The 26842-nt window shown below is 66.9% G+C and carries 21 protein-coding genes; 15 read left to right on the top strand and 6 right to left on the bottom strand.

Annotated elements, in window-relative coordinates; genetic code table 11:
* Positions 1 to 55: 55 nt before the first annotated feature.
* Positions 56 to 1639, bottom strand: a complete 1584-nt coding sequence (gene prpR / locus N5J73_RS12075) for a propionate catabolism operon regulatory protein PrpR (protein WP_049444734.1) — start codon at positions 1637 to 1639, stop codon at positions 56 to 58.
* A gap of 154 nt (positions 1640 to 1793) precedes the next feature.
* Between prpR and prpB the strand changes: the two genes are divergently transcribed.
* The 9 genes from prpB to pbpC all read left to right on the top strand — a co-directional run bounded on the left by prpB (position 1794) and on the right by pbpC (position 17568).
* The gene (gene prpB, locus N5J73_RS12070) at positions 1794 to 2687 is read left to right on the top strand and encodes a methylisocitrate lyase (RefSeq protein WP_049444756.1); all 894 of its coding nucleotides are present in this window, start codon (positions 1794 to 1796) and stop codon (positions 2685 to 2687) included.
* Positions 2688 to 2723: 36 nt separating this feature from the next.
* Positions 2724 to 3881, top strand: coding sequence for a 2-methylcitrate synthase (gene prpC, locus N5J73_RS12065; protein WP_049444732.1), 1158 nt, complete (start codon positions 2724 to 2726; stop codon positions 3879 to 3881).
* Positions 3882 to 3978: 97 nt separating this feature from the next.
* Entirely contained in the window at positions 3979 to 6597 is a 2619-nt protein-coding gene (gene acnD, locus N5J73_RS12060) for a Fe/S-dependent 2-methylisocitrate dehydratase AcnD (protein WP_049444730.1), read from the top strand.
* Between the two features lie 100 nt (positions 6598 to 6697).
* Positions 6698 to 6940 carry a type II toxin-antitoxin system ParD family antitoxin gene (locus tag N5J73_RS12055; RefSeq protein WP_005410653.1) on the top strand — a complete coding sequence of 81 codons (243 nt, stop codon included), beginning with the start codon at positions 6698 to 6700 and terminating at the stop codon, positions 6938 to 6940.
* Entirely contained in the window at positions 6937 to 7299 is a 363-nt protein-coding gene (locus N5J73_RS12050) for a type II toxin-antitoxin system RelE/ParE family toxin (protein WP_049444728.1), read from the top strand. Before N5J73_RS12055 ends, N5J73_RS12050 begins: the two co-directional genes overlap by 4 nt.
* 3 nt (positions 7300 to 7302) lie before the next feature.
* The gene (gene prpF / locus N5J73_RS12045; protein ID WP_049444726.1) at positions 7303 to 8481 is read left to right on the top strand and encodes a 2-methylaconitate cis-trans isomerase PrpF; all 1179 of its coding nucleotides are present in this window, start codon (positions 7303 to 7305) and stop codon (positions 8479 to 8481) included.
* A gap of 124 nt (positions 8482 to 8605) precedes the next feature.
* Positions 8606 to 10066 (top strand): bifunctional 2-methylcitrate dehydratase/aconitate hydratase, encoded by a 1461-nt coding sequence (locus N5J73_RS12040; RefSeq protein ID WP_049444724.1) that lies wholly within the window; start codon positions 8606 to 8608, stop codon positions 10064 to 10066.
* Between the two features lie 163 nt (positions 10067 to 10229).
* Entirely contained in the window at positions 10230 to 15137 is a 4908-nt protein-coding gene (locus tag N5J73_RS12035) for an alpha-2-macroglobulin (protein WP_049444723.1), read from the top strand.
* A gap of 49 nt (positions 15138 to 15186) precedes the next feature.
* Entirely contained in the window at positions 15187 to 17568 is a 2382-nt protein-coding gene (pbpC, locus tag N5J73_RS12030) for a penicillin-binding protein 1C (protein ID WP_049444721.1), read from the top strand.
* Positions 17569 to 17625: 57 nt separating this feature from the next.
* On the opposite strand, the gene N5J73_RS12025 is transcribed toward pbpC, so the two are convergent.
* Together N5J73_RS12025 and N5J73_RS12020 are read right to left on the bottom strand one after the other, a co-directional pair.
* Positions 17626 to 18201 (bottom strand): ferritin-like domain-containing protein, encoded by a 576-nt coding sequence (locus N5J73_RS12025; protein WP_049444719.1) that lies wholly within the window; start codon positions 18199 to 18201, stop codon positions 17626 to 17628.
* A gap of 29 nt (positions 18202 to 18230) precedes the next feature.
* The gene (locus N5J73_RS12020; RefSeq protein WP_049444717.1) at positions 18231 to 18713 is read right to left on the bottom strand and encodes a peroxiredoxin; all 483 of its coding nucleotides are present in this window, start codon (positions 18711 to 18713) and stop codon (positions 18231 to 18233) included.
* Between the two features lie 261 nt (positions 18714 to 18974).
* On the opposite strand from N5J73_RS12020, the gene N5J73_RS12015 reads away from it, so the two are divergent.
* Positions 18975 to 19868, top strand: coding sequence for a DnaJ C-terminal domain-containing protein (locus tag N5J73_RS12015; RefSeq protein ID WP_049444715.1), 894 nt, complete (start codon positions 18975 to 18977; stop codon positions 19866 to 19868).
* 115 nt (positions 19869 to 19983) lie between these two features.
* Here N5J73_RS12015 and pilH read toward each other — a convergent pair whose 3' ends face one another.
* Together pilH and N5J73_RS12005 are read right to left on the bottom strand one after the other, a co-directional pair.
* A complete protein-coding gene (pilH, locus tag N5J73_RS12010) occupies positions 19984 to 20355 on the bottom strand; it encodes a twitching motility response regulator PilH (RefSeq protein ID WP_005410644.1) in 372 nt (123 codons plus the stop codon).
* Between the two features lie 88 nt (positions 20356 to 20443).
* A complete protein-coding gene (locus tag N5J73_RS12005) occupies positions 20444 to 21439 on the bottom strand; it encodes a YhdH/YhfP family quinone oxidoreductase (protein ID WP_049444713.1) in 996 nt (331 codons plus the stop codon).
* Positions 21440 to 21592: 153 nt separating this feature from the next.
* Between N5J73_RS12005 and hflK the strand changes: the two genes are divergently transcribed.
* The 5 genes from hflK (at position 21593) to N5J73_RS11980 (ending at position 26248) form a co-directional block, all read left to right on the top strand.
* Positions 21593 to 22726, top strand: coding sequence for an FtsH protease activity modulator HflK (gene hflK, locus N5J73_RS12000; protein ID WP_049444711.1), 1134 nt, complete (start codon positions 21593 to 21595; stop codon positions 22724 to 22726).
* Positions 22723 to 23586, top strand: a complete 864-nt coding sequence (locus N5J73_RS11995; protein WP_164078688.1) for a protease modulator HflC — start codon at positions 22723 to 22725, stop codon at positions 23584 to 23586. Before hflK ends, N5J73_RS11995 begins: the two co-directional genes overlap by 4 nt.
* Positions 23587 to 23652: 66 nt before the next feature.
* Positions 23653 to 23838, top strand: a complete 186-nt coding sequence (locus tag N5J73_RS11990; RefSeq protein WP_049444709.1) for a DUF2065 family protein — start codon at positions 23653 to 23655, stop codon at positions 23836 to 23838.
* 325 nt (positions 23839 to 24163) lie between these two features.
* The gene (locus tag N5J73_RS11985) at positions 24164 to 25456 is read left to right on the top strand and encodes an adenylosuccinate synthase (RefSeq protein WP_049444708.1); all 1293 of its coding nucleotides are present in this window, start codon (positions 24164 to 24166) and stop codon (positions 25454 to 25456) included.
* Between the two features lie 123 nt (positions 25457 to 25579).
* Positions 25580 to 26248, top strand: coding sequence for a hypothetical protein (locus N5J73_RS11980; protein WP_049444707.1), 669 nt, complete (start codon positions 25580 to 25582; stop codon positions 26246 to 26248).
* Here the strand turns inward: N5J73_RS11980 and N5J73_RS11975 are convergent.
* Positions 26184 to 26840, bottom strand: a complete 657-nt coding sequence (locus tag N5J73_RS11975) for a M23 family metallopeptidase (RefSeq protein ID WP_049444706.1) — start codon at positions 26838 to 26840, stop codon at positions 26184 to 26186. The two genes, N5J73_RS11980 and N5J73_RS11975, sit on opposite strands and share 65 nt — an antisense overlap.
* Positions 26841 to 26842: the final 2 nt, after the last annotated feature.

Genomic DNA, 26842 nt, shown 5'->3' with positions numbered 1-26842 from the left:
CCGAGCCCATGCTCGGCTGCTTCTGCGGGAAGATCAGCCGAGCATGGGCTTGGCTCTACAGGCCTTCAGCGCGCAGCCAGCGCCACAGCGTGGTGCGTGATACGCCCAGCGCCTGTGCCATCCCCTCGCGGTCATTGCGGTGTTCCTGCAACAGCGTTTCCAACTGCGCACGCGGCGGGCGCTTGCCGTTGCTTTCCACTGGTAGCGCAGCGGCGCCCTCATTCACCAGCTCGGGTGCCAGCTGCAGCAGTCGCGCGGCATCAATCAGCCCTTCACCGGGTTGCCAATGGATGCGCAGCCGATCCACCAGATTACGCAATTCGCGCACATTTCCGGGCCACTCGGCGGTGGTCAGCACCGCCAGTGCCTCCGCATCCAGTGGCGCGTCGATACCACGCAGCTGGCGGAAGAAATGCTGCGTCAACAGCGGGATGTCGCCGCGCCGGGCACGCAGCGCGGGCAGGGCAATACGCAGCGCGGCCAGGCGGTAATACAGGTCGCGGCGGAAGCTGCCGGCCGCCACGCGCTGCTCGAGCGACTGCAGGGTCGCGGCCACCACGCGAAGATCGACCGGGGTCGGTTCGGTGGCACCGACACGCAGTACCTCGCGTTCTTCCAGCACGCGCAGCAGGCGGGTCTGCAGTGGCAGCGGCAGTTCGCCGATTTCATCCAGGAACAGGGTGCCGCCGTCTGCAGCTTCAACCAGGCCGACGCGTCCGCCACGACGCGCGCCGGTGAAGGCGCCATCGCTGTAGCCGAACAGCTCCGCTTCCAGCAGCGATTCGCTGATCGCGCCACAGTTCAGTGCCACGAAGCGGCCACGGCGGCCGCTGGCGGCGTGCAGCTGGCGCGCCACCAGTTCCTTGCCGGTGCCGGTTTCGCCCGTGATCAGTACGGTGCTGTCATGCGGGGCGTACAGCGCGATCTGCGCGCGCACCTGCGCCATCGCGTCGCTGTCGCCGAGCAGGTCGTGGGCATCGCTGCGCGGTGCGGCGCGGCGGCGCGGCGCGGGCCGGCTGCCGCCGGAGCGGGCCAGGGTCTGGGTCAGTTCCAACGCATGCTCGAACGCTTGCCGTACCGAATCTGCCGAGTACAGCAGCACACCGGGCAGGCCGGCCTGTTCGGCATGATCGATGGCCATGCCGCTGCCGACGATCACCTCGATGCCGTTGGCGCGCAGGTCGGCGATGCAGTCGCGGGCGTCCTCGCGGGTGACGAAGCGGCGATGCTCGATATCCAGGCCGAAACTCTGCTGGAAGTTGCTGAACACCGGCACGTCGCTGGCGTGGGTGACCAGGCCGATGCGGCTGGCGATTCGACGCGCCCGCGCCAGCGCTTCCATCAGGTCGAAGCCGTTGGCCTGGATCGGCACCAGCGGCAGCTCCAGCCGGCCGCGCAGCCAGGCCGCGTTGGAGCCGCCGGCGATGACCACGTCACAGTGCTCGCGGCGCAGACGCTGGCCGATCACGTCCACCGCTTCCTCGAAGCCGAGGTTGATCTGCTCGATGCGCGCGCGGCGGTCGAACTCGGGAATGACGTCGCCGAGCAGGCCGGTCAGCCGCGAGACGCTGACGGTCCAGATCACCGGGCGGCCGGGGTCGGCATCGGCGTGGCGCAGAGGCGAGCGGGGCAGGTACATGGCGGCGCGCGTTGGACGGGATGTTTCATGATACATCTGTTTCAATGTTTCATATGTTTCACTGTTGAGCGAGCGTCATTCCCGTGAAATCAAGGGCTTGCAGCTTGGCATGGTGCTTGCGCTCTCTATCCCGTACTTCAACCTGGATTGCCGCATGACCGCTTCCGCCCCTTTCTCCGCCGGTGCCCGCTTCCGTGAGGCGCTGGCTGCCGAATCGCCGCTGCAGGTGATCGGCGCGATCAACGCCAACCATGCACTGCTGGCCAAGCGCGCCGGCTTCCGCGCCATCTACCTGTCCGGCGGCGGTGTTGCTGCCGGCTCGCTGGGCCTGCCGGACCTGGGCATCAACACCTTGGAAGACGTGCTGGTGGACGTGCGCCGCATCACCGATGTCTGCGACCTGCCGTTGATGGTGGACATCGACACCGGCTTCGGCCCGAGTGCGTTCAACATCGCGCGCACCGTGAAGTCGCTGATCAAGGCCGGTGCGGCCGCCTGCCATATCGAAGACCAGGTCGGCGCCAAGCGCTGCGGTCACCGCCCCGGCAAGGAGATCGTCTCGCAGGGCGAAATGGTGGACCGCGTGAAGGCAGCCGCCGATGCCAAGACCGATCCGGACTTCTTCCTGATCGCGCGTACCGACGCCATCCAGGTGGACGGCGTGGACAAGGCCATCGAGCGCGCCATTGCCTGTGTCGAGGCCGGTGCCGACGGCATCTTCGCCGAGGCCGCCTACGATCTGGATACCTACCGCCGCTTCGTCGACGCGGTGAAGGTGCCGGTGCTGGCCAACATCACCGAATTCGGTGCCACTCCGCTGTTCAGCCGCGATGAACTGGCTTCGGCCGGCGTCGCCATCCAACTGTTCCCGCTGTCGGCCTTCCGTGCGGCCAACAAGGCCGCCGAGAACGTCTACCAGGCGGTGCGCCGCGATGGTCATCAGCGCAACGTGGTGGAAGTCATGCAGACCCGCGAAGAACTCTACGACCGCATCGGCTACCACGCCTTCGAGCAGCAGCTCGATGCACTGTTCGCCGCCAAGAAATAAGCAGTACCCTGCACCATCAAGTTTTCGGAGGGAAACATGAACGATACGACCGCAACCCCGACCTTCAAGCCGAAGAAGTCCGTCGCCCTGTCCGGCACCGCTGCCGGCAACACCGCGCTGTGCAGCGTGGGCCGTAGTGGCAACGACCTGCACTACCGTGGCTACGACATCCTGGACCTGGCCAACACCAGCGAGTTCGAGGAAATCGCCTACCTGCTGGTGCACGGCAAGCTGCCGACCCGCGCCGAGCTGGTTTCCTACAAGGCCAAGCTGAAGTCGCTGCGTGGCATCCCGGCCGCGGTGAAGGCGGCGCTGGAAGAACTGCCGCCGTCGGCGCACCCGATGGACGTGATGCGCACCGGCGTGTCCGTGCTCGGCTGCGTGGCGCCGGAGAAGGACGACCACAACCATCCGGGCGCGCGTGACATCGCCGACAAGCTGATGGCCTGCCTCGGTTCGATGCTGCTGTACTGGTACCACTGGAGCCACAACGGCCGTGCCATCGACGTGGAAACCGACGATGACTCGATCGGTGGCCACTTCCTGCACCTGCTGCACGGCGAGAAGCCGCAGGATTCGTGGGTGAAGGCAATGCACACCTCGCTGATCCTGTACGCGGAACACGAGTTCAACGCCTCGACGTTCACCTGCCGCGTCATCGCCGGCACCGGCAGCGACATGTACAGCGCGATCTGCGGTGGTATCGGTGCGCTGCGCGGCCCGAAGCACGGTGGTGCCAATGAAGTGGCGTTCGAAGTGCAGAAGCGCTACGACACCCCGGATGAGGCCGAGGAAGACATCAAGGCCCGCGTCGAGCGCAAGGAAGTGGTGATCGGTTTCGGCCACCCGGTCTACACCGTCTCCGATCCGCGCAACAAGGTGATCAAGGATGTGGCCCGCGAGCTGTCCGAAGAGCAGTCGAGCATGAAGATGTACAACATCGCCGAGCGCCTGGAATCGGTGATGTGGGACATCAAGAAGATGTTCCCGAACCTGGACTGGTTCAGCGCCGTCAGCTACCACATGATGGGCGTGCCGACCGCGATGTTCACTCCCCTGTTCGTGATCGCCCGCACCGCCGGCTGGAGCGCGCACATCGTCGAGCAGCGTATTGACGGCAAGATCATCCGCCCGAGCGCCAACTACATCGGTCCGGAAGACCGCGACTTCGTCGCCATCGACAAGCGCGTCTGATCCACCTGCTGTACCCATCCGGCCGGCCGCGTGCCGGCCGGATGCTATCGCCGCCGCACCGCCGGCACCCGGCCCGCCTCAAGCACTCCGCCAGCCCATGAATACCGATTACCGCAAGAACCTCCCCGGCAGCGCGCTGGATTATTTCGACGCGCGTGCCGCTGTCGATGCGATCCAGCCCGGCGCCTACGCCACCCTGCCGTACACCTCGCGCGTGCTGGCCGAGAACCTGGTGCGCCGCTGCGATCCGGCCACGCTCGGCGATTCGCTGAAGCAGCTGATCGAGCGCCGTCGCGACCTCGATTTCCCGTGGTTCCCGGCACGCGTTGTGTGCCACGACATCCTCGGCCAGACCGCGCTGGTCGATCTGGCCGGCCTGCGTGATGCGATCGCCGACAAGGGCGGCGACCCCGCCAAGGTCAACCCGGTGGTGCCGGTACAGCTGATCGTCGACCACTCGTTGGCAGTGGAATGTGGTGGCTTCGATCCGCAGGCGTTCGAGAAGAACCGCGCGATCGAAGATCGTCGCAATGAAGACCGTTTCCACTTCATCGACTGGACCAAGCTGGCCTTCGAGAACGTGGACGTGATTCCGCCAGGCAACGGCATCATGCACCAGATCAACCTGGAGAAGATGTCGCCGGTGGTCTACGTGCAGGACGGCGTGGCCTTCCCGGATACCTGTGTGGGCACCGACAGCCACACCCCGCACGTGGATGCGCTGGGCGTGATCGCCATCGGCGTGGGCGGCCTGGAAGCCGAGAACGTGATGCTGGGTCGCGCGTCGTGGATGCGCCTGCCCGACACCGTCGGTGTCGAACTGAGTGGTCGCCCGCAGCCGGGCATCACCGCCACCGACGTGGTACTGGCCCTGACCGAGTTCCTGCGCAAGGAGCGCGTGGTCGGCGCCTGGCTTGAATTCTTCGGCGAGGGTGCTGCGGCACTGACCATCGGTGACCGCGCCACCATCTCCAACATGTGCCCCGAATACGGTGCCACCGCCGCGATGTTCTACATCGACGGGCAGACCATCGACTACCTGCGCCTGACCGGGCGCGAGGAATCGCAGGTAGCGCTGGTGGAGAACTACGCGCGTACCACCGGCCTGTGGGCCGATGACCTGGCCACCGCGCAGTACGAGCGCGTGCTGCGCTTTGACCTGTCCAGCGTGGTGCGCAACATGGCTGGCCCGTCCAACCCGCACAAGCGAGTGGCCACTGCCGAACTGGCCGAGCGCGGCATCGCCGACGAAGCCAAGCTGGAAGCCGGCAAGGCCGAGCAGGCGCAGGGCCTGATGCCCGATGGCGCGGTGATCATCGCCGCCATCACCAGCTGCACCAACACCTCCAACCCGCGCAACGTGATTGCCGCTGCACTGCTGGCGCGCAACGCCAACGCGCGTGGCCTGCAGCGCAAGCCGTGGGTGAAGTCGTCGCTGGCGCCGGGTTCCAAGGCCGTGCAGCTGTACCTGGAAGAATCCGGTCTGCTACCCGACCTGGAACAGCTCGGCTTCGGCATCGTCGCCTTCGCCTGCACTACGTGCAACGGCATGAGCGGTGCGCTGGACCCGAAGATCCAGCAGGAAATCATCGACCGTGACCTGTACGCAACGGCTGTGCTGTCGGGTAACCGCAACTTCGATGGCCGCATTCATCCGTACGCCAAGCAGGCCTTCCTGGCCTCGCCGCCGCTGGTGATCGCCTATGCCATCGCCGGCACCGTCCGCTTCGATATCGAGAAGGACGTGCTGGGCGTGGATGCCGAGGGCAACGAGGTGCGCCTGAAGGACATCTGGCCGAGCGACGCCGAGATCGACGCGGTGGTGAAGGCCTCGGTGAAGCCCGAGCAGTTCCGCAAGGTCTACAACCCGATGTTCAACGTGCGCGTGGAGCATGGCGCCGCGGTCAGCCCGCTGTACGACTGGCGCCCGCAGAGCACCTACATCCGTCGTCCTCCGTACTGGGAGGGCGCACTGGCCGGCGAGCGTACGTTGGCAGGCATGCGCGCGCTGGCGGTGCTGCCGGACAACATCACCACCGACCACCTGTCGCCGTCCAACGCGATCCTGGCCTCCAGTGCCGCCGGTGAATACCTGGCGAAAATGGGCCTGCCGGAAGAGGACTTCAATTCCTACGCCACCCACCGCGGCGACCACCTGACCGCGCAGCGCGCCACCTTCGCCAACCCGAAGCTGTTCAACGAGATGGTGCGCAACGACGACGGCAGCGTGAAGCAGGGCTCGCTGGCGCGGGTGGAGCCGGAAGGCAAGGTCATGCGCATGTGGGAAGCGATCGAGACCTACATGGACCGCAAGCAGCCGCTGATCATCATCGCCGGCGCCGACTACGGCCAGGGCAGCTCGCGTGACTGGGCCGCCAAGGGCGTGCGCCTGGCCGGTGTGGAAGCGATCGTGGCCGAAGGCTTCGAACGCATCCACCGCACCAACCTGATCGGCATGGGCGTGCTGCCGCTGGAGTTCAAGCCGGGCACTACCCGCCTGACTCTGGGCATCGATGGCACCGAGACCTTTGACGTGATCGGCGAGCGCACCCCGCGTGCCGAGCTGACCCTGGTCATCCACCGCCGCGACGGCCAGGACGTGATCGTGCCAGTGACCTGCCGCCTGGACAGCGACGAGGAAGTGGCGATCTACGAAGCCGGTGGCGTGCTGCAGCGCTTCGCCCAGGACTTCCTGGAAGGCGCCAAGGTGGCGTGATACCGGCCTGAATGCCTGCCCCCGGAGGCCGGGGGCGGGCTTGTCCGACACCCGGGCAGGGCGCACACTGACTTGGCAAAAACTGCCAAAGGAGAGTTTCATGGCCACCATGAACATTTCGCTGACCGACCCGCTCAAGCAGTTCGTGGACGAGGAAGTGCGCGAAGGCGGCTACTCCAGTACGTCGGACTATGTGCGTGACCTGATCCGCCAGCGCCAGCGCAGCAAGGCCGAAGAACTGCTCAAGCAGCTGATTGCCGAGGGGCTGGCTTCTGGTCCTTCGGCACCTCTGGCGCCGGATCACTTTGACAAGCTCCGTGAGCGTGCACGGAACCGCAAGTGAAACCTTCGCACTGGTCCCCTGCAGCGGTTCAAGATCTTGACCAGGCCGCAACCTGGTGTGGGGATCGTGGCGGAGAGGCATTGGAAATCGGCTTCATCGATGCGGTGGAATCCGTTGTGAAGCTTCTGGAAGCGCACCCTGGTGCCGGTTCCGCACTGCATGCGGACTTGTTGCCATCCCTCGCTGCCCCGTTGCGCTTTCATCCGGTTCGTCGCTTCGACGGCTACCTGATCTACTACGTTGAGCTACCTGCGCACATTTCCATTGTGCGCGTCTGGAATGCTTCGCGGGGCATGGAAGCATTGTTCGAAGACGAGGGACTCAACCCCGATATTGGTTCGTCGCATCCAGGATATTGATCCATGACCTTCCTCCCGCAACTCCGTATTCCCGCCACCTACATGCGCGGCGGCACCAGCAAGGGCGTGTTCTTCCGCCTGCAGGATCTTCCCGAGGCCGCGCAGGTGCCGGGCGCCGCGCGCGATGCGCTGCTGATGCGCGTGATCGGCTCGCCCGATCCGTATGGCAAGCAGACCGACGGCATGGGCGGCGCCACCTCCAGCACCAGCAAGTGCGTGATCATTTCCACCGCCTCGGTGCCTGACCACGATGTGGACTACCTGTACGGGCAGGTCTCGATCGACACCGCCTTCGTCGATTGGAGCGGCAACTGCGGCAACCTCAGTACTGCAGTAGGTCCGTTCGCGATCGCCAATGGGCTGATCGATCCGGCCCGCGTACCGCGCGATGGCCTGTGCACCGTGCGCATCTGGCAGGCCAACATCGGCAAGACCATCATCGCCCACGTGCCGATGCGCGATGGCGAAGTGCAGGAGATCGGCGATTTCGAGCTGGATGGCGTGACCTTCCCGGCGGCCGAGATCCAGCTGGAATTCATCGATCCGTCCGATGACGGCGATGCAGGCGCGATGTTCCCGACCGGCAACCTGGTCGATACCCTGGAGGTGCCCGGCGTCGGCGCCTTCGAGGTAACCATGATCACCGCCGGCATTCCGACGATCTTCCTCAACGCCGCCGACCTGGGCTACACCGGTATCGAGCTGCAACCGGCGATCAACGAGGACAAGGGAGCGCTGGAGCGCTTCGAGAAGATTCGCGCCTATGGCGCCTTGCGCATGGGTCTGATCAGGAACCTGGAAGACGCGGCGACACGCCAGCACACGCCCAAGGTGGCGTTCGTTGCACCGGCACAGGACTACGTCTCGTCCAGTGGCAAGGCGATTCCGGCATCGGCCATCGATCTGCACGCGCGTGCGTTGTCGATGGGTAAGCTGCATCACGCGATGATGGGTACCGCAGCCGTGGCGATCGGTACCGCGGCGGCGATCCCGGGCACGCTGGTCAATCGCGCCGCCGGCGGCGGCGAACGCGAAGCAGTAACCTTCGGTCATCCCTCGGGCACGTTGCGCGTGGGTGCGCAGGCCGGTCTCGTTGACGGCCAGTGGACGGTGACCAAGGCCATCATGAGCCGTAGCGCCCGTGTGCTGATGGAAGGCAGGGTGCGGGTGCCGGCCGAGTGATGCGTTGGTAAACGCCAACCAAGGTTGGCGACTACCGGGCCGCAGAGACCGATTGCTTTGGTAGATGCCAACCTTGGTTGGCAGGGTGCACGGGCAACCGTGCACCGCAACGAGGAGATCGACGATGTCCGACAGCCACACCCCATCCAACGAGCGTGCAGCGTGGGATGCGCTGCTGGTTGACATCGTCGATTACGTACGCGACGCCCGCATCGACTCACCGCTGGCGTTCCAGACCGCACACCACTGCCTGCTCGATACCCTGGGCTGCGGCCTGGAGGCACTGTCTTTCCCGGCCTGCAGCAAGCTGCTTGGGCCACTGGTGCCGGGCATCAGCGTGGTCAACGGGGCGCGCGTGCCGGGTACGCACTACGTGCTGGATCCGGTGCAGGCGGCCTTCAACCTGGGCGCAATGGTGCGCTGGCTGGATTTCAACGACACCTGGCTGGCCGCCGAATGGGGCCATCCTTCCGACAATCTCGGCGGCATCCTCGCCGTCTGCGATTGGCTGGGCCGCAATGCGCAGGCCCTGCGTCGTCCGCCGCCGACCATGCACGATGTTCTGCTGGCGATGATCAAGGCGCACGAGATCCAGGGCGTGCTGGCCCTTCAGAATTCCTTCAACCGGGTTGGGCTGGACCACGTGGTGCTGGTCAAGGTCGCCACCACTGCGGTGGTCGCCCAACTGCTCGGGCTGGACCGCGAGCGCATGCTCAATGCGCTGTCGTTGGCCTGGGTCGATGGCCAGTCGCTGCGCACCTACCGGCACGCACCCAACACCGGCTCGCGCAAGAGCTGGGCGGCCGGCGACGCGACCAGCCGTGGCGTGCGCCTGGCGCTGATGGCGGCCAGTGGCGAGATGGGTTACCCGAGCGTGCTCAGCGCACCGACCTGGGGATTTGAAGCGGTGTCGATGCATGGCAAGGCACTGACGCTGGGGCGACCGCTCGGCAGCTATGTGATGGAGAACGTGCTGTTCAAGATCAGCTACCCGGCCGAGTTCCACGGCCAGACCGCGGTGGAGGCGGCGGTCACGCTGCACCAGCAGTTGCGTGCGATGGGGCGGCGGGTCGAGGACATCGCGCATATCGCGATCCGGACCCAGGAAGCCTGCATCCGCATCATCGACAAGCAGGGCCCGCTGCATAATCCCGCCGACCGCGATCACTGCGTGCAGTACATGGTCGCCATCGCGTTGCTGCACGGGCGGCTGGTGGCCGAGGACTATGAGGACGACGTTGCCGCCGATCCGCGTATCGATGCGCTGCGTGCGAAGATGGCTTGTCACGAGGATCCACGGCTCAGCGCCGATTATCTGGACCCGGACAAGCGCAGCATCGCCAACGGCCTGCGCGTGCGCTTCACCGATGGCAGCGAACTGCCGGAGGTGCTTGTGGAGTACCCGCTCGGCCACGCCCGGCGCCGCGAGGAAGGCATTCCGCTGCTGATGGACAAGTTCCGCCGGCACCTGGCCCATCGCTTCCCGACCGCCCAGCAGCAGCGCATCCTCGCGGCATCGCTGGACCCGGTGGCGCTGGCGGCAATGCCGGTGACCGACTACGTGGACCTGTACCTGCCGGGGTAGGGCGATCGGTAGTGCCGGCCGCTGGCCGCCAATTCCATCCAACCTGCCATGCCGGTTGCCGGCCAGCGGCCGGCACTACCCGCACCCGCGGGAATTGCCGAATTCGCGTCAACACCTTGACGCGGCCTGCCTATAATGGCCGCCTCGATCAAGGAGTGACGACATGAGCGGTCCGGCACGGCGGAAGCGGTGGGGATGGGCGGCGGCGGTACTGGCAGGAGGCCTGTTGCTGGGCCTGGCCGGCTGCCGCAACGACAGCGGGCAGCTGCCCAAGGCCAGCGGTGAAGCGATCACCACCAAAGCCGAGCAGGTGAAGGAATTCACCCTGCTGCGCGCCTACCCGGACCAGAAGAATGACGGCCTGTCGCTGGCGCTGGAGTTCTCGCGCCCACTGGTCGGCACCCAGGATTTCGACAAGCTGGTGCGTTTCGAAGAGAAGGTCGGCACCGACGACAGCAGCTGGACGCTGTCCGATGACGGCCTGACCCTGCGTTACCCGTTCGTCGAGGCCGGCAAGGAGTTCAGCCTTGTGGTCTCGGCCGATCTGCTCGCCGCCGATGGCAGCCGCCTGGGCAAGGAGCTGAAGCAGAAGGTGTTCAGCGGCGAGCTGAAGCCGGTGGTTGGCTTCGCCTCGCAGGGCAGCGTGCTACCGGCCAAGGACAGCCGCGGCCTGCCGGTGGTCTCGGTGAACGTGCCGGAGGTCGATGTCGAGTTCCTGCGCGTACGCGAGAAGGACCTGCCGACCTTCTTCAGCCAGTACCAGCGCGGCGGCCGCCGTGGCAGCTGGGAGCTGAGCAGCGACTACGATCGCAGCCCGATCAACAAGCTGGCCGAGCCGGTCTACGTCAACCGCTTCATCCTGGGCGGCAAGAAGAACGAGCGGGTGCTGACCTACCTGCCGACACAGGACATCAAGGAACTGCAGGAGCCGGGCCTGTACTTCGCCCTGCTCAAGCGCACCGGTGACTACGAGGGCGAGTTCGATACCGCGTTCTTCTCGGTCAGCGACATCGGCCTGCATACCCGTGCCTACAAGGACAAGCTGTTCGTGCACACCGCCGGCCTCAAGGACGGCGCGCCGCTGAAGGGCATCGATCTGCGCGTGCTCGATGCCAAGGGCGAGGTGGTGCTGAAGGGCAGCACCGACGGCAACGGCAATGCGCTGCTGAACTACACCCTGGACGCCACCCACGTGCTGGTCGCCAGCAGTGGCAAGGACACCAGCTTCCTGCCGTTCAACCAGCCGGCGCTGGACCTGAGCGAGTTCGCCGTGGCTGGCCGTGACAACGCCTGGTTCGATGTCTACGCCTGGTCCGGCCGCGACCTGTACCGACCGGGCGAGACCGTGCGCCTGTCCGCGCTGCTGCGCGACAACGACGGCAAGCCGGTCAAGGCACAGCCGGTGTTCCTGCGCCTGAAGCAGCCCGACGGCAAGACCTTCCGCGAGACACGCCTGCAGCCGGGCGACCAGGGCTACATCAACTTCGAGCAGGTCATTCCTGCCGAGGCGCCGACCGGGCGCTGGCAGGTCGAGTTCCGCACCGACCCTGCCAGCAAGGAAGCGATCCAGGGCATGACCCTGCGCATCGAGGAGTTCCTGCCCGAGCGCATGAAGCTGGACCTGGACAGCGCGCAGAAGACGCTGAAGCCGGGCGAGGATCTGCGCCTGCAGGCCAATGGTGCCTACCTGTATGGTGCGCCGGCCGATGGCAACCGCTTCACCGCACGCATGGCGGTCGCCGCCGAACAGAAGCCGGTGGAGGGGCTGCCAGGCTATTTCTTTGGTGACCCGACCCTGCAGCTGCCGCGCGAGGCCAAGGACGTGATCGACACCACGCTGCCGGGCAATGGCCAGCTGCGTGAGGATGTGGCGTTGCCGGAAGAGGCAGCCAAGGCCAAGGCACCAATCGCCGTGGTGCTGTCCGGCAGCCTGTATGAAACCGGTGGCCGAACGGTCACCCGTACCCTGAAGCGGGTGATGTGGCCGGCCAACGCCCTGGTCGGTGTACGCCCGCTGTTCAACCCCGAGGACGGTGCCGATTCCAACGGCAATGCGCGCTTCGAGCTGATGCGCGTGGATGCCGCCGGCACGCCGCAGCCGGCCAAGGGCCTGAAGATCACCCTGGTGCGCGAACTGCGCGACTACCACTGGACCTTCAACGACAACCGCTGGGACTATGACTTCACCCGCCGCTTCGAGAACAAGGAAACGCGCACCGTCGATGCCGGCAGCAGCGCGGTCGCCTTCGATTTCCCGGTGGAGTGGGGCGAGTACCGGGTGGACGTGTTCGATCCGTCCACCGGCCTGACCAGCCGTTACCCGTTCCGCGCCGGCTGGAGTTGGGGCGATGACAACCGCGGCCTGGACGCGCGTCCTGACAAGGTCAAGCTGGGCCTGGACAAGACCGGCTACAAGGCCGGTGACACCCTGGAAGTGACGGTGACCCCGCCGCACGCCGGCAAGGGCATCCTGATGGTCGAGACCGACCGCATGCTGTACGTGCAGGACATCGAGGCCAAGCCGGGTTCGACCTTCAGGATCCCGGTCACCGCTGACTGGGAGCGCCACGACGTCTACATCACCGCGCTGGTGTTCCGTGGCGGTAGTGCGCCGAGCAAGATCACCCCGGCCCGTGCCGTGGGCGTGGTGCACGTGCCGATGGACCGCAAGGGCCGCACCGTGGCTGTCGGCCTGGCAGCGCCCAAGCAGATGCGACCGGAACAGGACCTGCCGGTGACGGTCAGCGCACCGCAGCTGGCCGGCAAGGTGGCGCACGTCACCGTCTCGGCGGTGGACGTGGGCATCCTCAACATCACCCGTTTCCCGGTGCCCGACGCCGGTGCGCACTTCTTCGCCCAGCGTCGCCTCGGCATCGATGCCTACGACATCTACAGCCGGGTGATCGAGAGCTTTGACGGCGGTGCCGGCAAGCTGAAGTTCGGTGGCGACATGGCGCTGCAGGCGTTGCCACAGGCCAAGCGCCCGACTGCGCGCGTGCAGACCGTGGACCTGTTCTCCGGCCCGGTGCAGCTCGATGCCAAGGGCACCGCCCGCATCCGCCTGAAGGTGCCGGACTTCAACGGCACCCTGCGCGTATCGGCGCTGGTCTACAGCGATGACCAGTACGGCAAGCGCGACGTGGAAACCATTGTGCGCGCGCCGATCCTGGCCGAAGCCAGCATGCCGCGCGTGCTGGCCCCGGGCGACCGCAGCACCGTGACCCTGGACGTGCAGAACTTCACCGGCAAGCCGGGCCAGTTCAACGTGAAGGTGGAAAGCGAGGGCCCGTTGAACCTGGGTGAGGGCAGCCGCAGCGTGCAGTTGAATGCCGATGCCAAGACCACGCTGAGCTTCCCCTTGTCGGCACGCGAAGGCCACAGCGTGGCCAAGGTGCGGGTGCGGGTGGACGGCAACGGCTTCAAGGCCGATCGCCGCTACGAGCTGCCGGTGCGTGCGGCGTGGCCGCAGGTGCTGCGTTCGCAGGTGCGCACGCTGGATCCGTTGGCGGCGGTCAGCCTCGACAACAGCCTGACCGATGGCTTGATGTCCGAGTCGGTCAATGCCCGCCTGCTGGTCAGCCCGCTGCCGCCGATCCCGTTCGCCAGTGCGCTGCAGGGCGCGTTGAACTACCCGTACGGCTGTGCCGAGCAGACCACCAGCAAGGGCTATGCGGCGCTGATCCTGGACCAGGCGACATCGTCGATGCTCGGTGCCGACGGCCTGGATGCCAAGACCCGCCGCGAGCGCATGGAAGGCGCGTTCGGCCGCCTGGCGTCGATGCAGGTGGCCAACGGCAACTTCTCGATGTGGGGTGACGACGGCTATGTGAACCCGTGGCTGACCCCGTACATCACCGAGTTCCTGCTCGACGCCAAGGACGCCGGCTTCGCGGTGCCCGACAACGTGCTGCAGAAGGCACTGAACCGGCTCAGCGAGGACCTGCTGTCCGGTGGCAACCAGTTCTACGGCCAGGAGGATCGCGAGAAGCTGAAGTTCGCCAATCAGGCGTACTCGGGTTACGTGCTGGCCCGGGTCAACCGTGCGCCGCTGGGTACGCTGCGTACGCTGTACGACAACGAGCGCAGCAAGGCGGTGGGTGGTCTGTCGCTGGTCCACCTGGGCGTGGCGCTGTCGCTGCAGGGCGATGCCAAGCGCGGCCAGGCGGCACTGGCTGCGGCCTTCGCCAAGTCCAGCAGCGAACGCCCGTCGTACTTCGGCGACTACGGCAGCGCCATCCGCGATGACGCGCTGATGATCGCGCTGACTCACGAAAACAAGCTGGCCAAGCCGGCGTGGGATGCGCGTGCGGTGGATCTGGGCCGTGGCCTGGATGCGCGCCGCACTGCCGGCTGGATGTGGCTGAGCACGCAGGAACAGGTGGCGATTGCCCGCCTCGGCAAGGCGCTTGCTGCCAACCAGAAGGCGCTGGTGGCCGGTGAACTGGTGATCGGCGGCAACACCGAAGCCATCGGCGAGCGCAAGCTGTTCGGCCGCAACTTCAGCGCCAGTGAGCTGGCCAGTGGCGTGCGCTTCACTCCGCAGGGCCAGCCGCCGATGTTCGCCAGCATCGACGTGGCTGGCATCCCGCGCAGCGCACCGGCGCCGGACAACAGCGTGCTGGGCGTCGAGCGCAGCTACTACGGCACCGATGGCAAGCCGTGGTCGCCGCGCCCGCTGAAGGAAGGCGAAGCACTGATCGTGCGGGTCACCGTCACCGCTGACACCACGATGCCGGATGCACTGCTGACCGACCTGCTGCCGGCGGGCCTGGAGATCGAGAACTTCAACCTGGGCGATGCCAAGCAGTGGGCCGACGTGGTGGTCGATGGCATCACCATCAGCGATCGCGGTGAAGCGGCCGATACCAAGCACGAAGAGTTCCGCGACGACCGCTACGTGGCCGCGCTGAAGCTCTCGCGTGGCAGCAAGGCCAACGTGTTCTACCTGGTACGCGCGGTGACCCCGGGAACCTACTCGGTGCCGCCGCCGCTGGTGGAGGACATGTACCGGCCGCAGCTGCGTGGCGTTGGCCGCAGCAACCCGACCACGATCACGGTAGTACAGCCGTGACCGCGCGGACGGGCCGCGACGGCGCGGCCCGTCCTGATGGCAATTCGCAATGAAAGACGCAATGAAGACCCGGCTGGCGGCCCTGCGCCGCCGGCTGCGGCCGCTGTGGCCGTGGTTGCGCTGGGGTTCGGCCGCCACGCTGGCGCTGCTGCTGGTGCTGGATTTCGCCTTCCCGCCGCCGCTGCCGAAGCAGCGTGATACCAGCACCCTGGTAGTGGCCGCCGACGGCACGCCGCTGCGTGCATTCGCCGATGCCGAGGGCGTGTGGCGCTATCCGGCTTCGATCGACAGCGTCTCGCCGTTGTACCTGCAGGCGTTGCTGACCTACGAAGACCGCTGGTTCTGGCGTCATCCGGGCATCAACCCGCTGGCGATCCTGCGTGCCAGCGGCCAGCTGCTGCGCGGCGGTCGCATCGTTTCCGGTGGCTCGACCCTGACCATGCAGGTCGCACGCATCCTCGATCCGCATACGCGTACGCCCTGGGGAAAGCTCAAGCAGATGCTGCGCGCGGTGCAGCTGGAAGTGCATCTGAGCAAGCAGCAGATCCTGGCGCTGTACCTGGAGCGCGCGCCCTACGGCGGCACCATCGAGGGCGTGGAAGCGGCCAGCTGGGCCTACCTGGGCAAGCCGGCGGCGCAGCTGTCGCATGCCGAGGCCGCGTTGCTGGCGGTGCTGCCGCAGGCGCCGAGCCGGCTGCGTCCGGACCGCCATCCGGAAGCGGCACAGAAGGCGCGTGACAAGGTGCTGTCACGCATGGCCGAACTGGGGGCGTGGACAGCGGAAGAAGTGGAAGACGCCCGCATCGAGAACGTGGTGGCACGCTCGCTGCGGCCGCCGCTGCACGCCGCACTGCTGGCGCAGCGCCTGCATTCGGCGCATCCGGGCCAGGCACGCATCCGGAGCAGCATCGACATCGGCCTGCAGCGCACGCTGGAAGAACGCGTGGCCAGCTATTTCTCGACGCTGCCCGAGCGCACCTCGGCCGCCCTGCTGGTGGTCGACAACCAGACCCTGCAGGCGCGCGCCTATGTGGGCACGCTGGCGTTCGGTGATCGCCAGCGGCTTGGCCACGTGGACATGGTGCAGGCCTGGCGTTCGCCGGGCTCCACGCTCAAGCCGTTCCTGTATGCAATGGCGCTGGACGATGGCCTGATCCATTCGGAAAGCCTATTGGTCGATGCGCCGCAGAGTTTCGGCAGCTACCGCCCCGGCAACTTCGACATGGCCTTCAATGGACCGATCGGCGCCTCCAGCGCATTGCGCCTGTCGCTCAACGTGCCCTCGGTGGATCTGCTGCAGCGTGTCGGGGCCGCGCGCTTCGCTGCACGCTTGTCTCACTCCGGCATCCAGTTGCGCTTCCCGCCGGGCAGCACGCCCAACCTGTCGCTGATCCTGGGCGGCACTGGCGCGCGGCTGGAAGACCTGGTAGGCGCGTTCGCTGCGCTGAACCGCAACGGCATCGCCGGCCGCGTGCGTTACACCGACGACGAGCCGATGATCGAGCGGCGCTTGGCCTCGCCAGGCGCCAGCTGGATCGTGCGCGAGATGCTGGAGTCGAACCCGCGCCCGGGGTACAGCGTTGGTACGTTCGATGTCGGTGGCCGCCCGCGCGTGGCGTGGAAGACCGGCACCAGTTATGGATATCGCGATGCGTGGGCCATCGGCAGTACCCGCCACTACACCGTGGGCGTGTGGGTGGGGCGGCCAGATGGCACGCCGTTGCCGGGCCAGTACGGCGCGGTCACTGCGCTGCCGCTGATGTTTGAAGTGGTGGACAGCCTGCCGCGACAGCGCGGTGACTCGGCCGCTGCGCCGATGCCGGCCAGCGTCAGCCAGGAGGATGTCTGCTGGCCCACCGGCGAACGTGCCGAGGGTCTGCCTGCGGCACTGTGCCAGCGGCTGATGCCCGCCTATCTGCTGGAAGGGGCGGCACCACCGACCTTCCCCGAACGCGAAGCACGGCGTTGGCAGCCGGGTCGGCAGCGCTACCTTGCCGACGCGCGTACCGGTCTGCGCGTGTCAGCCGATTGCCGCTTGCCGCACGAAGAAGTCGCGCGCGAGATCGCGCGCTGGCCGGCATTGTTGTCGCCGTGGCTGTCCAAGGCCACGCGCGAAGCCTCGCAGCTGCCGGCGCTGTCGCCGGACTGCCGTGATGATGGCCGCGAGGCCAGCGTCGCGCTGCACATCGACGGGCTCAACGATGGCGCCACGCTGGCGCGTGCGCCAAATTCGGAACATGGCGTACGCCTGCAGCTGCGCGCGCTGGGCAGCGAGCAGACGGTGGACTGGTTGCTGGATGGACGCTGGATCGCACAGACGCGCGGTGCGCAGCTGATGCAGCGGGAATTCGCCGAGCCGGGCGCGCACACCCTGACCGCGCTGGCGGCCGATGGCGCGTGGACGCAGGTAAGGTTCAACGTCCTCCGGTAGGTGCCAACCTTGGTTGTCACGCAATGAATGCGCCCACCAGGGTGGGCATCGACCGGATCATTCCCCGATCCACCCATCCAGCAGGTCGGCGAACTCGTCGGCGTGTTCCTCTTCCTGTGCGAGGATCTCTTCAAGAATGCGCTTGGTGGTGGTATCGCGGTCGCCGATGAAGTTGATCATCTCGCGGTAGCTGTCGATGGCGATGCGTTCGGCCACCAGGTTCTCGCGGACCATGTCGCGCAGGTCGCTGCCTTCCTTGTATTCGGCATGCGAGCGCGCTGTCAGCGTATCCGGGTTGAAGTCCGGCTCGCCGCCGAGCTGGACGATGCGCTCGGCCAGCTTGCCGGCGTGCGCCTGTTCCTGCTGTGCATGCTCGAGGAATTCGGCCTTGACCGCGTCGGCCAGCATGCCCTTGGCCATGAAGTAGTGCCGGTAGTAGCGAAGCACGCACACGTACTCGGTAGCCAGGGCGTCGTTGAGCAGCTTGATCACCACCTTGCGGTCGGCGCTGTAGCTGTCGGTGATCGCGCCGTCTTCGATGTTGCGCCGGGCGCGCTCGCGCAGCGTCTCGCGGTCGCTGATGCCGGGAACGTTTGCGGCGGGCTTGCTGGCTTTGGCTGGCTTGTTGGACATGGCTGGCCGTTTCCTTCTGCAGTGGGGAATCAGGTGGGGAGATGCTCCAGCACGTACTCGGCCGAAGACACTTCGAACTGGCCGGGCTGTTCAACCCAGGCCTCTCGGACTACGCCGTCGTCGACATACAGGGCGAAGCGGCGCGAACGGACGCCCATGCCCGAGGCGCTGGCATCAAGCTCCAAACCCAAGGCGCGCGTCAGCTCGGCGTTGCCGTCGGACAGCATCAGCAGGCCGTCGGGCACGCTCTGGTCGGCGGCCCAGGCCTTCATCACGAACGGGTCGTTGACGGCCATGCAGTAGACGTCAATGCCGCGCTGGCGGAATGCCTGGAATTTCTCGACGTAGCCGGGCAGGTGGCGCGCCGAGCAGGTTGGGGTGAACGCGCCGGGCACGGCGAACAGCACCACCTTGCGCGCATCGAACAGCGAATGCGTATCGAGTGTTTCGATGCCCTCGCGGATGCGCTTGAGGGTCACTTCCGGAATGCGGTCGCCGACATGGATGGTCATGGGGAACTCCTTGCTGGGGCAGGCTAGTGGGCCGGATGGGACAGGGACGTCAAGACATTGGAAACCCGGTGTGCAGGCCCCATCTTCAGGCGTTGTGGCAGGGGCTTCCAGCCACAGCGTGGGGCACGGGGATGGCAGCCGCATTGCGCAGGATCAGTCGGCCTCACCGGGGCCGCACGAGGGGCGGCGTAGCCTCGCAGGCGCGTAGAATGAACCCAGGGCGGCGCCACCGGCGCAGCCGAAGCGAATCGAGGTAGCTGGATGGAATTCAAGGATTACTACGCCACCCTGGGGGTGGAACCGAGCGCGGGCGAGGCGGAGATCAAGACCGCCTACCGCCGGCTGGCACGCAAGTACCACCCGGACGTCAGCAAGGAGGCCGGGGCCGAAGACAAGTTCAAGGCGGTCAACGAGGCCTACGAGGCGCTGCGCGACCCGGAGAAGCGCGCTGCCTACGACCAGCTGCGCGCACAGGGCTACCGCCCTGGCGAGGAATTCAACGTGCCGCCGAACTACGGCGGTGCCGGTGGCTTCAACTTCGAGGAAGTGTTTGGCGGCGGTGGCCCCAATGGCGGCTTCAGCGACTTCTTCGAGAGTCTGTTCGCGCGCCAGCGTGGCGGTGGCGGCGCTGGCCCGGGTCCGGGCTTCAGCAGCCAGGGCCACGCCCCCAACCGCGACACCCGCGCCAAGCTGTCGGTACCGCTGGAAGCGGCCTACAGCGGCGACAGCCTGCGCATCACCGTCAACGGCAAGCAGCTGGACGTGCGCGTGCCCAAGGGCATCCGTCCGGGCCAGGTGATCCGCCTGGCAGGGCAGGGCAACCATGGCGGCAACCTGCTGCTGGAAGTGGAATACGCCGCCCACCCACAGTTCGAGGTCGATGGCCGCAACATCCTCTATACGCTGCCGCTCACGCCGTGGCAGGCCGCGCTGGGCACCAGCATCAGCGTGCCGACCCTGGGCGGTGCGGTGGAGCTGAAGATTCCGGCCGATTCCGATGCCGGCCGCAAGCTGCGCCTGCGCGGCCGTGGCCTGCCGGGCAACCCGGATGGCGACCAGATCGTTGAAATCGAGATCGTGGCCCCGGCCGCGACCGACGAGGCGCAGAAGAAGGCCTACCGCAATCTGGCCAAGGCGTTCGGCGAGACGATCTGAGGCTTTGGTTATGTGGAGTCGAGCATGGCTCGACTCTACAAAAGCGTGCCAACCAAGGTTGGCACCTACCAAACAAGAGCGTGCCGACCAGGGGCGGCACCCATCCGCGCGCGGCTCAGCCCTGCCCGGCGAACACCCGCTCCAGCACCTCGGACAGTTCGTCTTCCGAGAACGGCTTGGTGATGTAGGCCTTGGCGCCCTGGCGCATGCCCCACATGCGGTCGGTGTCCTGGTCCTTGGTGGTCACCAGGATCACCGGAATGTGCCGGGTGGCCTCGTCGCGGGCGAGGGTGCGGGTGGCCTGGAAGCCATTGAGGTTCGGCATCACCACGTCCATCAGGACCAGGTCGGGCAGCTCGGCCTTGGCGGTTTCGACCCCGGCAGCGCCATCGGTGGCGGTCAGGATCTGGTGCCCGAGCTTCTCGACGATGCGCTGTATCCCCAACAGCTGCGACGGTGAGTCGTCGACGATCAGAATGCGTGCCATGTTGTTCCCCATGTAATGCCCGCAGTGTAGTGCGGGCCCATTACCGGCGGGAGGGCCGCGTCTGCCGTCCGTCGCCTGCCTGCGACGTTCAGTCGATCCGCACCACGGTGCGTCCCAGTGAACCACCGGCCAGCATCCGCTCGAATACGGCGGGAAGACCATCGAGACCGACTTCGGCGGTGCAGATGCGTTCCAGGTGCTGCGGCTTCCAGTCACTGCCCAGCCGCGCCCAGACTTCCTCACGCAGTCCGCGTGGCGCATTGGCCGAAGACACGCCGAGCAGTGAGACGCCGCGCAGGATGAACGGCATCACCGTCATGTCCAGCGTCGGGCTGGCTGCCAGGCCAGCACTGACCACGCTGCCGTAGGGCACGGTCTGCGCCAGCAGGCTGGCCAGCATGTCGCCTCCGGCATTGTCGAGGCCCCCACCGAAGCGGGCCGACTGCAGCGGGGCGCTATCGGAGAGCGCCTCGCGCGGCAGCACCTCGGCGGCGCCGATGGCGTGCAGGAAGTCGGTCTGGTCGGGCTTGCCGCTGACCGCGTGCACGGTGTAGCCGGCCCGGCTGAAGATCGACAGCGCGAGCGCGCCGACACCACCGCTGGCACCGGTGACCGCCAGCGGGCCGAGATCCGGGGTCTGCCGGTTGTCCTGCATGCGCAGCAGGGCAAGCGCCGCGGTGAAGCCGGCGGTGCCCAGCACCATCGCTTCGCGCGGGCTCAGCCCTGCCGGCTGGGCGATCACCGCGCGGGATTCCAGCCGCACGTACTGGCTGTAGCCGCCGTCACGGGTCTCGCTGAGGCCACAGCCGGTGGCCAGCACGGCGTCGCCTTCACGCCACTCCGGGTCGGTGCTGGCGACCACGGTACCGGCCACGTCGATGCCGCCCACCAGCGGGAAACGGCGCAGGATCTTGCCTTTGCCGGTGCCGGCCAGGGCATCCTTGTAGTTGACCGAGGACCAGTGGGCGCGGATCAGCACCTGGCCGGGGTTGAGGTCTTCGATCTTGAGCTGGGCCAGGCCACTGCGGTAGCCGGCGTCGTCATTGTTGATGCGGAAGGCGGTGAACGGGGTGGTGGGGGCCATCGGCGTTGCCTGACTTCGAGGAAAACGCCACCTTACCCCGTCGCCCCCCTTTCGATCCTGCCGATCCGCCCCATCTTGTATGATCGGTGATGGTTTCACGGCTGGTGGTGCGGGAAGGGCCCGCGCCGCAGCCCAAATCTTGATGGAGCGTGCATGGCCTGGAATACACCCGGCGGCAACAAGGGCGGACAAGGCCCCGAGGACAATCGACGCGGGCCCTTCGGGTCGCGCGGCGGTGGCAATGGTGGTGGCTGGGGCGGACTGCCCGGGCCGCTGAAGGACCTGTTCGACGGTGGCATCGTGCGTTGGGTGGTGGCAGCGGTGGTATTGCTGGTGCTGTTCTCCAGCTTCCAGCTGATCGGCGAACAGCAGCGTGGCGTGGTGCTGCGCTTCGGCCAGTTCTCGCGCATCCTGCAGCCCGGCCCGAACTTCAAGCTGCCGTGGCCGATCGAATCGGTCACCAAGGTCAACGCCACCGAGATCAAGACCTTCTCGATCCAGGTGCCGGTGCTGACCCGTGACGAGAACATCGTCAACGTCTCGCTGAACGTCCAGTACCGCATCGACGATCCGCAGCAGTACCTGTTCGGCACCGTTGATGCCAACCAGGTGCTGGAGCAGTCGGCGCAGAGCGCGGTGCGCGAGGAAGTCGGCCGTGCCGACCTCAACGCCGTACTGAACAACCGTGGCCCGCTGGCCGTGGCCGCCGAGGAGCGCCTGCAGGCACTGCTGAAGGCGTTCAAGACCGGCCTGACCGTGACCGGCCTGACCCTGCAGGACGCCCGTCCGCCGGAAGAAGTGAAGCCGGCCTTCGACGAGGTCAACGGTGCCCAGCAGGTCAAGGAACGCCTGATCAACGAAGCCCAGGCCTACGCCGCCAAGGTCGTGCCGGAAGCCCGAGGCCAGGCCTCGCGTGCCCGTACCACCGCCGAAGGCTACAAGCAGGCCGTGGTGTCCAAGGCCGAGGGTGACGCGCAGCGCTTCAGCCTGTTGCAGGCCCAGTACAAGGACGCCCCGGAAGTGACCCGCAAGCGCCTGTGGCTGGAGACCGTGCAGCAGGTGCTGAGCGAGAACCGCAAGGTGATTGGTGGCGATGGCCGCCAGCTGATCTACGTGCCGATGACCGGCGACACCCGTCCCAGCACGTCGGCCCCGGCCGCAGTGGCCAACCCGGACGTGGTGATGCCGTCGCTGCCGGGTGCAGCGGTGGAAGCTTCCCGTGATCCGGGCCGGCCGGTGGGCCGCCCGACCGGGCGACCGAGTGGCCGTGAGGAGGGCACCCGATGAAGAGTCCTATCTGGATCGCCGTGATCGTGGCGGTGGTGCTGGGCCTGCTCGGCTCGGTGTACGTGGTCCGTGAGGACCAGACCGCCATGGTCCTGAACCTGGGCAAGGTGGTGCGTTCGGACATCAAGCCGGGCCTGCACTTCAAGGTGCCGGTGGTGGAAATGGTGAAGGTCTTCGACCGCCGCTTCCAGGTGCTCGACACCGCGCCGGCGCGCTACTTCACCGCCGAGCAGAAGGACGTCAGCGTCGACTTCTTCGCCATCGGCTACATCTCCAACGTAGGTGACTACTTCCGTGCCACCGGCGGCGATCCGCGCATTGCCAACGCCCGCCTGGCACCGATCATCACCGACTCGCTGCGCAACCAGATCAACTCGCGCACGCTGCAGCAGCTGGTGTCCGGCGACCGCAGCGAGCTGATCGCCGAGCAGCTGAAGGGGATCAACGAAGCGGTGGCCGGCCTCGGCATGCAGATGATCGACCTGCGCATCAAGCAGGTGGACCTGCCGACCGACAGCCAGGTGATCAACGACGTGTACGAGCGCATGCGCGCCCAGCGCAAGCAGGAAGCCGCCAAGCTGCGCGCCGAAGGCGAGGAGCAGTCGCTGACCATCCGCGCCCAGGCCGACCGTGACAGCACCGTGCTGATCGCCGAGGCCGAGCGCGATGCCCAGCGCCTGCGCGGTGAAGGCGATGCCGATGCGGCCCGCATCTACGGCAAGGCCGGCTCGGCCGATCCGTCGTTCTATGCGTTCTACCGCAGCCTGGAGGCCTACCGTGGCTCCATGACCGACGGCAACGGCGTGATCGTGCTCGACAAGAATGACCCGTTCCTGCAGTACCTGAAGAACGACCGCTGAGGTCGCAGGGCAGTACCCCACGGGGCCCGGCCAAATGCCGGGCCCCGTGCTTTTTCCGGAGTCCCCATGAAAGATCTGTTTGCCGCCGTCTGCCTGGTGGCGGTGCTGGAAGGCCTGTTCCTGTTCGTCGCGCCGTTCGCCTGGAAGCGCATGGCCGAGCGCCTGCTGGACCTGCCCAGCCCGGTCCTGCGCAGCTTCGGCGGGCTGGTGCTGCTGGCCGGCCTGAGCCTGCTGTGGTGGGTGCGGCACTGAAGGCCCGGCGCGGCCGCCTGCGTTCACATGCGTGACCCGGCTCTGGTAGATGCCAACCTGGGTTGGCATTGCCGGCCAGCGGCCGGCACGACCGGGCGGGGCGGCTGACCGGCCGGTGAAGCCGTCCGTCGGAAAGGTGGCACCCGACCCTGGAAACCCGGATAATGCACAAAAGCCGGACGGGCCTCCCCGTTCGGCTTTTTCTGTGTCTGGGCCTTCCATCGCCGGCTGCTCCCCGTTTGGAGCCGCCCTCCAGGTGCTGGCCAGCCCCGCCACGGTTTACCCGTCCGCGGCCCCGATGGCCGCAACATATGAGGAGCCCGTCATGGGTCAGTCTGTCGTAGTGCTTGGTGCCCAGTGGGGCGATGAAGGCAAGGGCAAGATCGTCGATCTGCTCACTGAGGAAATCGGCGCCGTCGTGCGCTTCCAGGGCGGCCACAATGCCGGCCACACCCTGGTCATCAACGGTAAGAAGACCGTCCTGCACCTGATCCCGTCGGGCATCCTGCGTGACGATGCGCTGTGCCTGATCGGCAACGGCGTGGTGATCTCGCCGGCCGCGCTGCAGAAGGAAATCGCCGAGCTGGAAGCCTCCGGCGTGGAAGTGCGTTCGCGCCTGAAGATCTCCCCGGCCGCGCCGCTGATCATGCCGTACCACATCGCCCTGGACCAGGCGCGCGAGCGCGCTGCCGGTGGCAAGGCAATCGGCACCACCGGCCGTGGCATCGGCCCGGCCTACGAAGACAAGGTGGCGCGCCGCGGCATCCGCATCGCCGACCTGCATTACCCGAAGCAGCTGGAAGAGCTGCTGCGCACCGCGCTGGATTACCACAACTTCGTGCTGACCAAGTATCTGAACACCGATGCGGTCGACTTCCAGAAGACCTTCGACGAAGCGCTGGCCTTCGGCGAGTACGTGCAGCCGATGAAGTCCGACGTGGCTGGCATCCTGCATGACCTGCGCAAGCAGGGTAAGCGCGTGCTGTTCGAAGGTGCGCAGGGCGCACTGCTGGACATCGACCACGGCACCTACCCGTACGTCACCAGCTCCAACACCACCGTCGGTGGCGCGCTGGCCGGTGCCGGCGTCGGCGCCGATGCGATCGACTACGTGCTGGGCATCGCCAAGGCCTACGCGACCCGCGTCGGCGGCGGCCCGTTCCCGACCGAACTGGACGATGAAATCGGCCAGGGCATCCGTGACCGCGGCGCCGAGTACGGCGCTTCGACCGGTCGTCCGCGTCGCTGCGGCTGGATGGACATCGTCGCGCTCAAGCGTGCCGTGGCCATCAACGGCATCAGCGGCCTGTGCATCACCAAGCTGGACGTGCTGGACGGCATGGAAAAGCTGAAGGTCTGCATCGCGTACGAATACAACGGCAAGCGCACCGAGTACGCGCCGCTGGATGCGCAGGGCTGGGAAGAGTGCACCCCGGTGTACCTGGAGTTCCCGGGCTGGACCGAGAACACTCACGGCATCACCAACTGGGATGACCTGCCGCCGGCCGCACGTGCCTACCTGCGTTCGCTGGAAGAACTGGCCGGTTGCCCGATCAGCATCGTCTCCACCGGCCCGGACCGCGACCACACCATGGTCCTGCAGGATCCGTTCGCCTGAGGTAGCGCCGGGCGCTGCCCGGCGTAGGTGACAGGAAGAGCCCCGCGAAAGCGGGGCTTTTTCGTTTTCGATACTGTGGCGGCACAGCCGGCGGGGAAGCGCAGCGATGACGGAGACTTCGGCATGAAGGGCGAGACGGTCGTACGGGTGACCCTGTGGCTGCTGTGGAGCCTGTGGACGCTGGCCTGCATCGTGCTGGTGCTGGGCGCGCTCGCCAATTACCTGGCTTCGCGCACGCAGACCCTGCCGTTGGTGCTGCAGCCGGGCGCGGCCGCCGAGATCACGGTGTACCGCTTCATCGACGACCCGCTGCGACTGCGCCTGCGCTATGCGGATGACAGCGCCGATCCGGCGGTCGATCCCGAGCTTCGCCTGCGCGCGGACACCCCGACCGATCGCACCGAGTTCCGCGCGGACAGCCGCTCGGCGACGACCGGTCCAGAGATCCACCGCGCACTGGAATCGGTCGAGCGAGACAGGTTCGCCGCGTCGTACTTCGGCTACGGCCGCGGTGATGCACTGCCGCGTGGCCGTTCCTCGCTGCGGCTGACCGTGCTGGAGGTCGACCCGGCGCTGGCCGGCCGTGCGGCCTCGGTGGACCTGCTGCCGCCGATGGACGTGCTGAAGCTGACCGACCTGGACTACCTGTGGCTGTGGCCGTTCTTCTTCTGGAAGGTGGCGGCGTTGTTCCTGCTGATTCCGGGGGCTGCCTTGGCCGCATTCACCATCACTCTGCGACGCTGGCAGCGTCGGGAGTCGAAGCCGCCTGTTTCAACAGCGGATACGGGTTGATCGACTCTCCCTTCCACCACTGCTTCTCCGGCCCCAGCACGTGCACTTCAAAGTGCAGATGCGGAGCCTCGGCACTGGCGTTGCCGGTGCTGCCAACATAGCCGAGGACGTCTCCGCGCTTGATCACCTGCTTCTCCGCCAAGCCATCGGCGTAGCGCTGCAGATGCGCGTAGTAGTAGCACCAGCGGCCACTGGGCTCGAACTGGTAGATCGTCAGCCCGCCACGCTCGCTGTTGAACAGTTTTTCCACGGTGCCATCGGCCACCGCCAGCACCGGCGTGCCGGCGGTGGCCATGATGTCGATGGCATCGTGCACGCGGCCCTCGCTGCGTGCATCGGTGAACGTGTCGCGCAGCTGGGACGCCTGGATGCCCTGCACCGGCAGCAGCAGACCGGCTGGCGCATCGGTGGCGTTGGACGGCGGCGCGGCCGTGGGAGCCGGGCCGTCCACGCGCGGCGTTGCAGCCGCAGCCACCGCAGGTTGCACTGCGGGCTGGGCAACCGCCACCGGCTCACCTGCATCGCGGTGCAGCCACCAGCCTGCACTCAGCCCCAGCAGAACGCCCACTACGATCAGCTGCGAAAGACGCATCG

It is taken from the genome of Stenotrophomonas sp. GD03654, from assembly GCF_029845105.1.
Lineage (GTDB): Bacteria > Pseudomonadota > Gammaproteobacteria > Xanthomonadales > Xanthomonadaceae > Stenotrophomonas > Stenotrophomonas africana.
This window is presented reverse-complemented; position numbering and strand designations above follow the sequence as displayed.

What these genes read in the sequence shown, in the direction of transcription:
- prpR (WP_049444734.1), bottom strand. Translation starts at nt 1,639, where the DNA reads ATGTACCTGCCCCGCTCGCCTCTGCGCCACGCCGATGCCGACCCCGGC.
- prpB (WP_049444756.1), top strand. Translation starts at nt 1,794, where the DNA reads ATGACCGCTTCCGCCCCTTTCTCCGCCGGTGCCCGCTTCCGTGAGGCG.
- prpC (WP_049444732.1), top strand. Translation starts at nt 2,724, where the DNA reads ATGAACGATACGACCGCAACCCCGACCTTCAAGCCGAAGAAGTCCGTC.
- acnD (WP_049444730.1), top strand. Translation starts at nt 3,979, where the DNA reads ATGAATACCGATTACCGCAAGAACCTCCCCGGCAGCGCGCTGGATTAT.
- N5J73_RS12055 (WP_005410653.1), top strand. Translation starts at nt 6,698, where the DNA reads ATGGCCACCATGAACATTTCGCTGACCGACCCGCTCAAGCAGTTCGTG.
- prpF (WP_049444726.1), top strand. Translation starts at nt 7,303, where the DNA reads ATGACCTTCCTCCCGCAACTCCGTATTCCCGCCACCTACATGCGCGGC.
- N5J73_RS12040 (WP_049444724.1), top strand. Translation starts at nt 8,606, where the DNA reads ATGTCCGACAGCCACACCCCATCCAACGAGCGTGCAGCGTGGGATGCG.
- N5J73_RS12035 (WP_049444723.1), top strand. Translation starts at nt 10,230, where the DNA reads ATGAGCGGTCCGGCACGGCGGAAGCGGTGGGGATGGGCGGCGGCGGTA.
- pbpC (WP_049444721.1), top strand. Translation starts at nt 15,187, where the DNA reads ATGAAAGACGCAATGAAGACCCGGCTGGCGGCCCTGCGCCGCCGGCTG.
- N5J73_RS12025 (WP_049444719.1), bottom strand. Translation starts at nt 18,201, where the DNA reads ATGTCCAACAAGCCAGCCAAAGCCAGCAAGCCCGCCGCAAACGTTCCC.
- N5J73_RS12020 (WP_049444717.1), bottom strand. Translation starts at nt 18,713, where the DNA reads ATGACCATCCATGTCGGCGACCGCATTCCGGAAGTGACCCTCAAGCGC.
- N5J73_RS12015 (WP_049444715.1), top strand. Translation starts at nt 18,975, where the DNA reads ATGGAATTCAAGGATTACTACGCCACCCTGGGGGTGGAACCGAGCGCG.
- pilH (WP_005410644.1), bottom strand. Translation starts at nt 20,355, where the DNA reads ATGGCACGCATTCTGATCGTCGACGACTCACCGTCGCAGCTGTTGGGG.
- N5J73_RS12005 (WP_049444713.1), bottom strand. Translation starts at nt 21,439, where the DNA reads ATGGCCCCCACCACCCCGTTCACCGCCTTCCGCATCAACAATGACGAC.
- hflK (WP_049444711.1), top strand. Translation starts at nt 21,593, where the DNA reads ATGGCCTGGAATACACCCGGCGGCAACAAGGGCGGACAAGGCCCCGAG.
- N5J73_RS11995 (WP_164078688.1), top strand. Translation starts at nt 22,723, where the DNA reads ATGAAGAGTCCTATCTGGATCGCCGTGATCGTGGCGGTGGTGCTGGGC.
- N5J73_RS11990 (WP_049444709.1), top strand. Translation starts at nt 23,653, where the DNA reads ATGAAAGATCTGTTTGCCGCCGTCTGCCTGGTGGCGGTGCTGGAAGGC.
- N5J73_RS11985 (WP_049444708.1), top strand. Translation starts at nt 24,164, where the DNA reads ATGGGTCAGTCTGTCGTAGTGCTTGGTGCCCAGTGGGGCGATGAAGGC.
- N5J73_RS11980 (WP_049444707.1), top strand. Translation starts at nt 25,580, where the DNA reads ATGAAGGGCGAGACGGTCGTACGGGTGACCCTGTGGCTGCTGTGGAGC.
- N5J73_RS11975 (WP_049444706.1), bottom strand. Translation starts at nt 26,840, where the DNA reads ATGCGTCTTTCGCAGCTGATCGTAGTGGGCGTTCTGCTGGGGCTGAGT.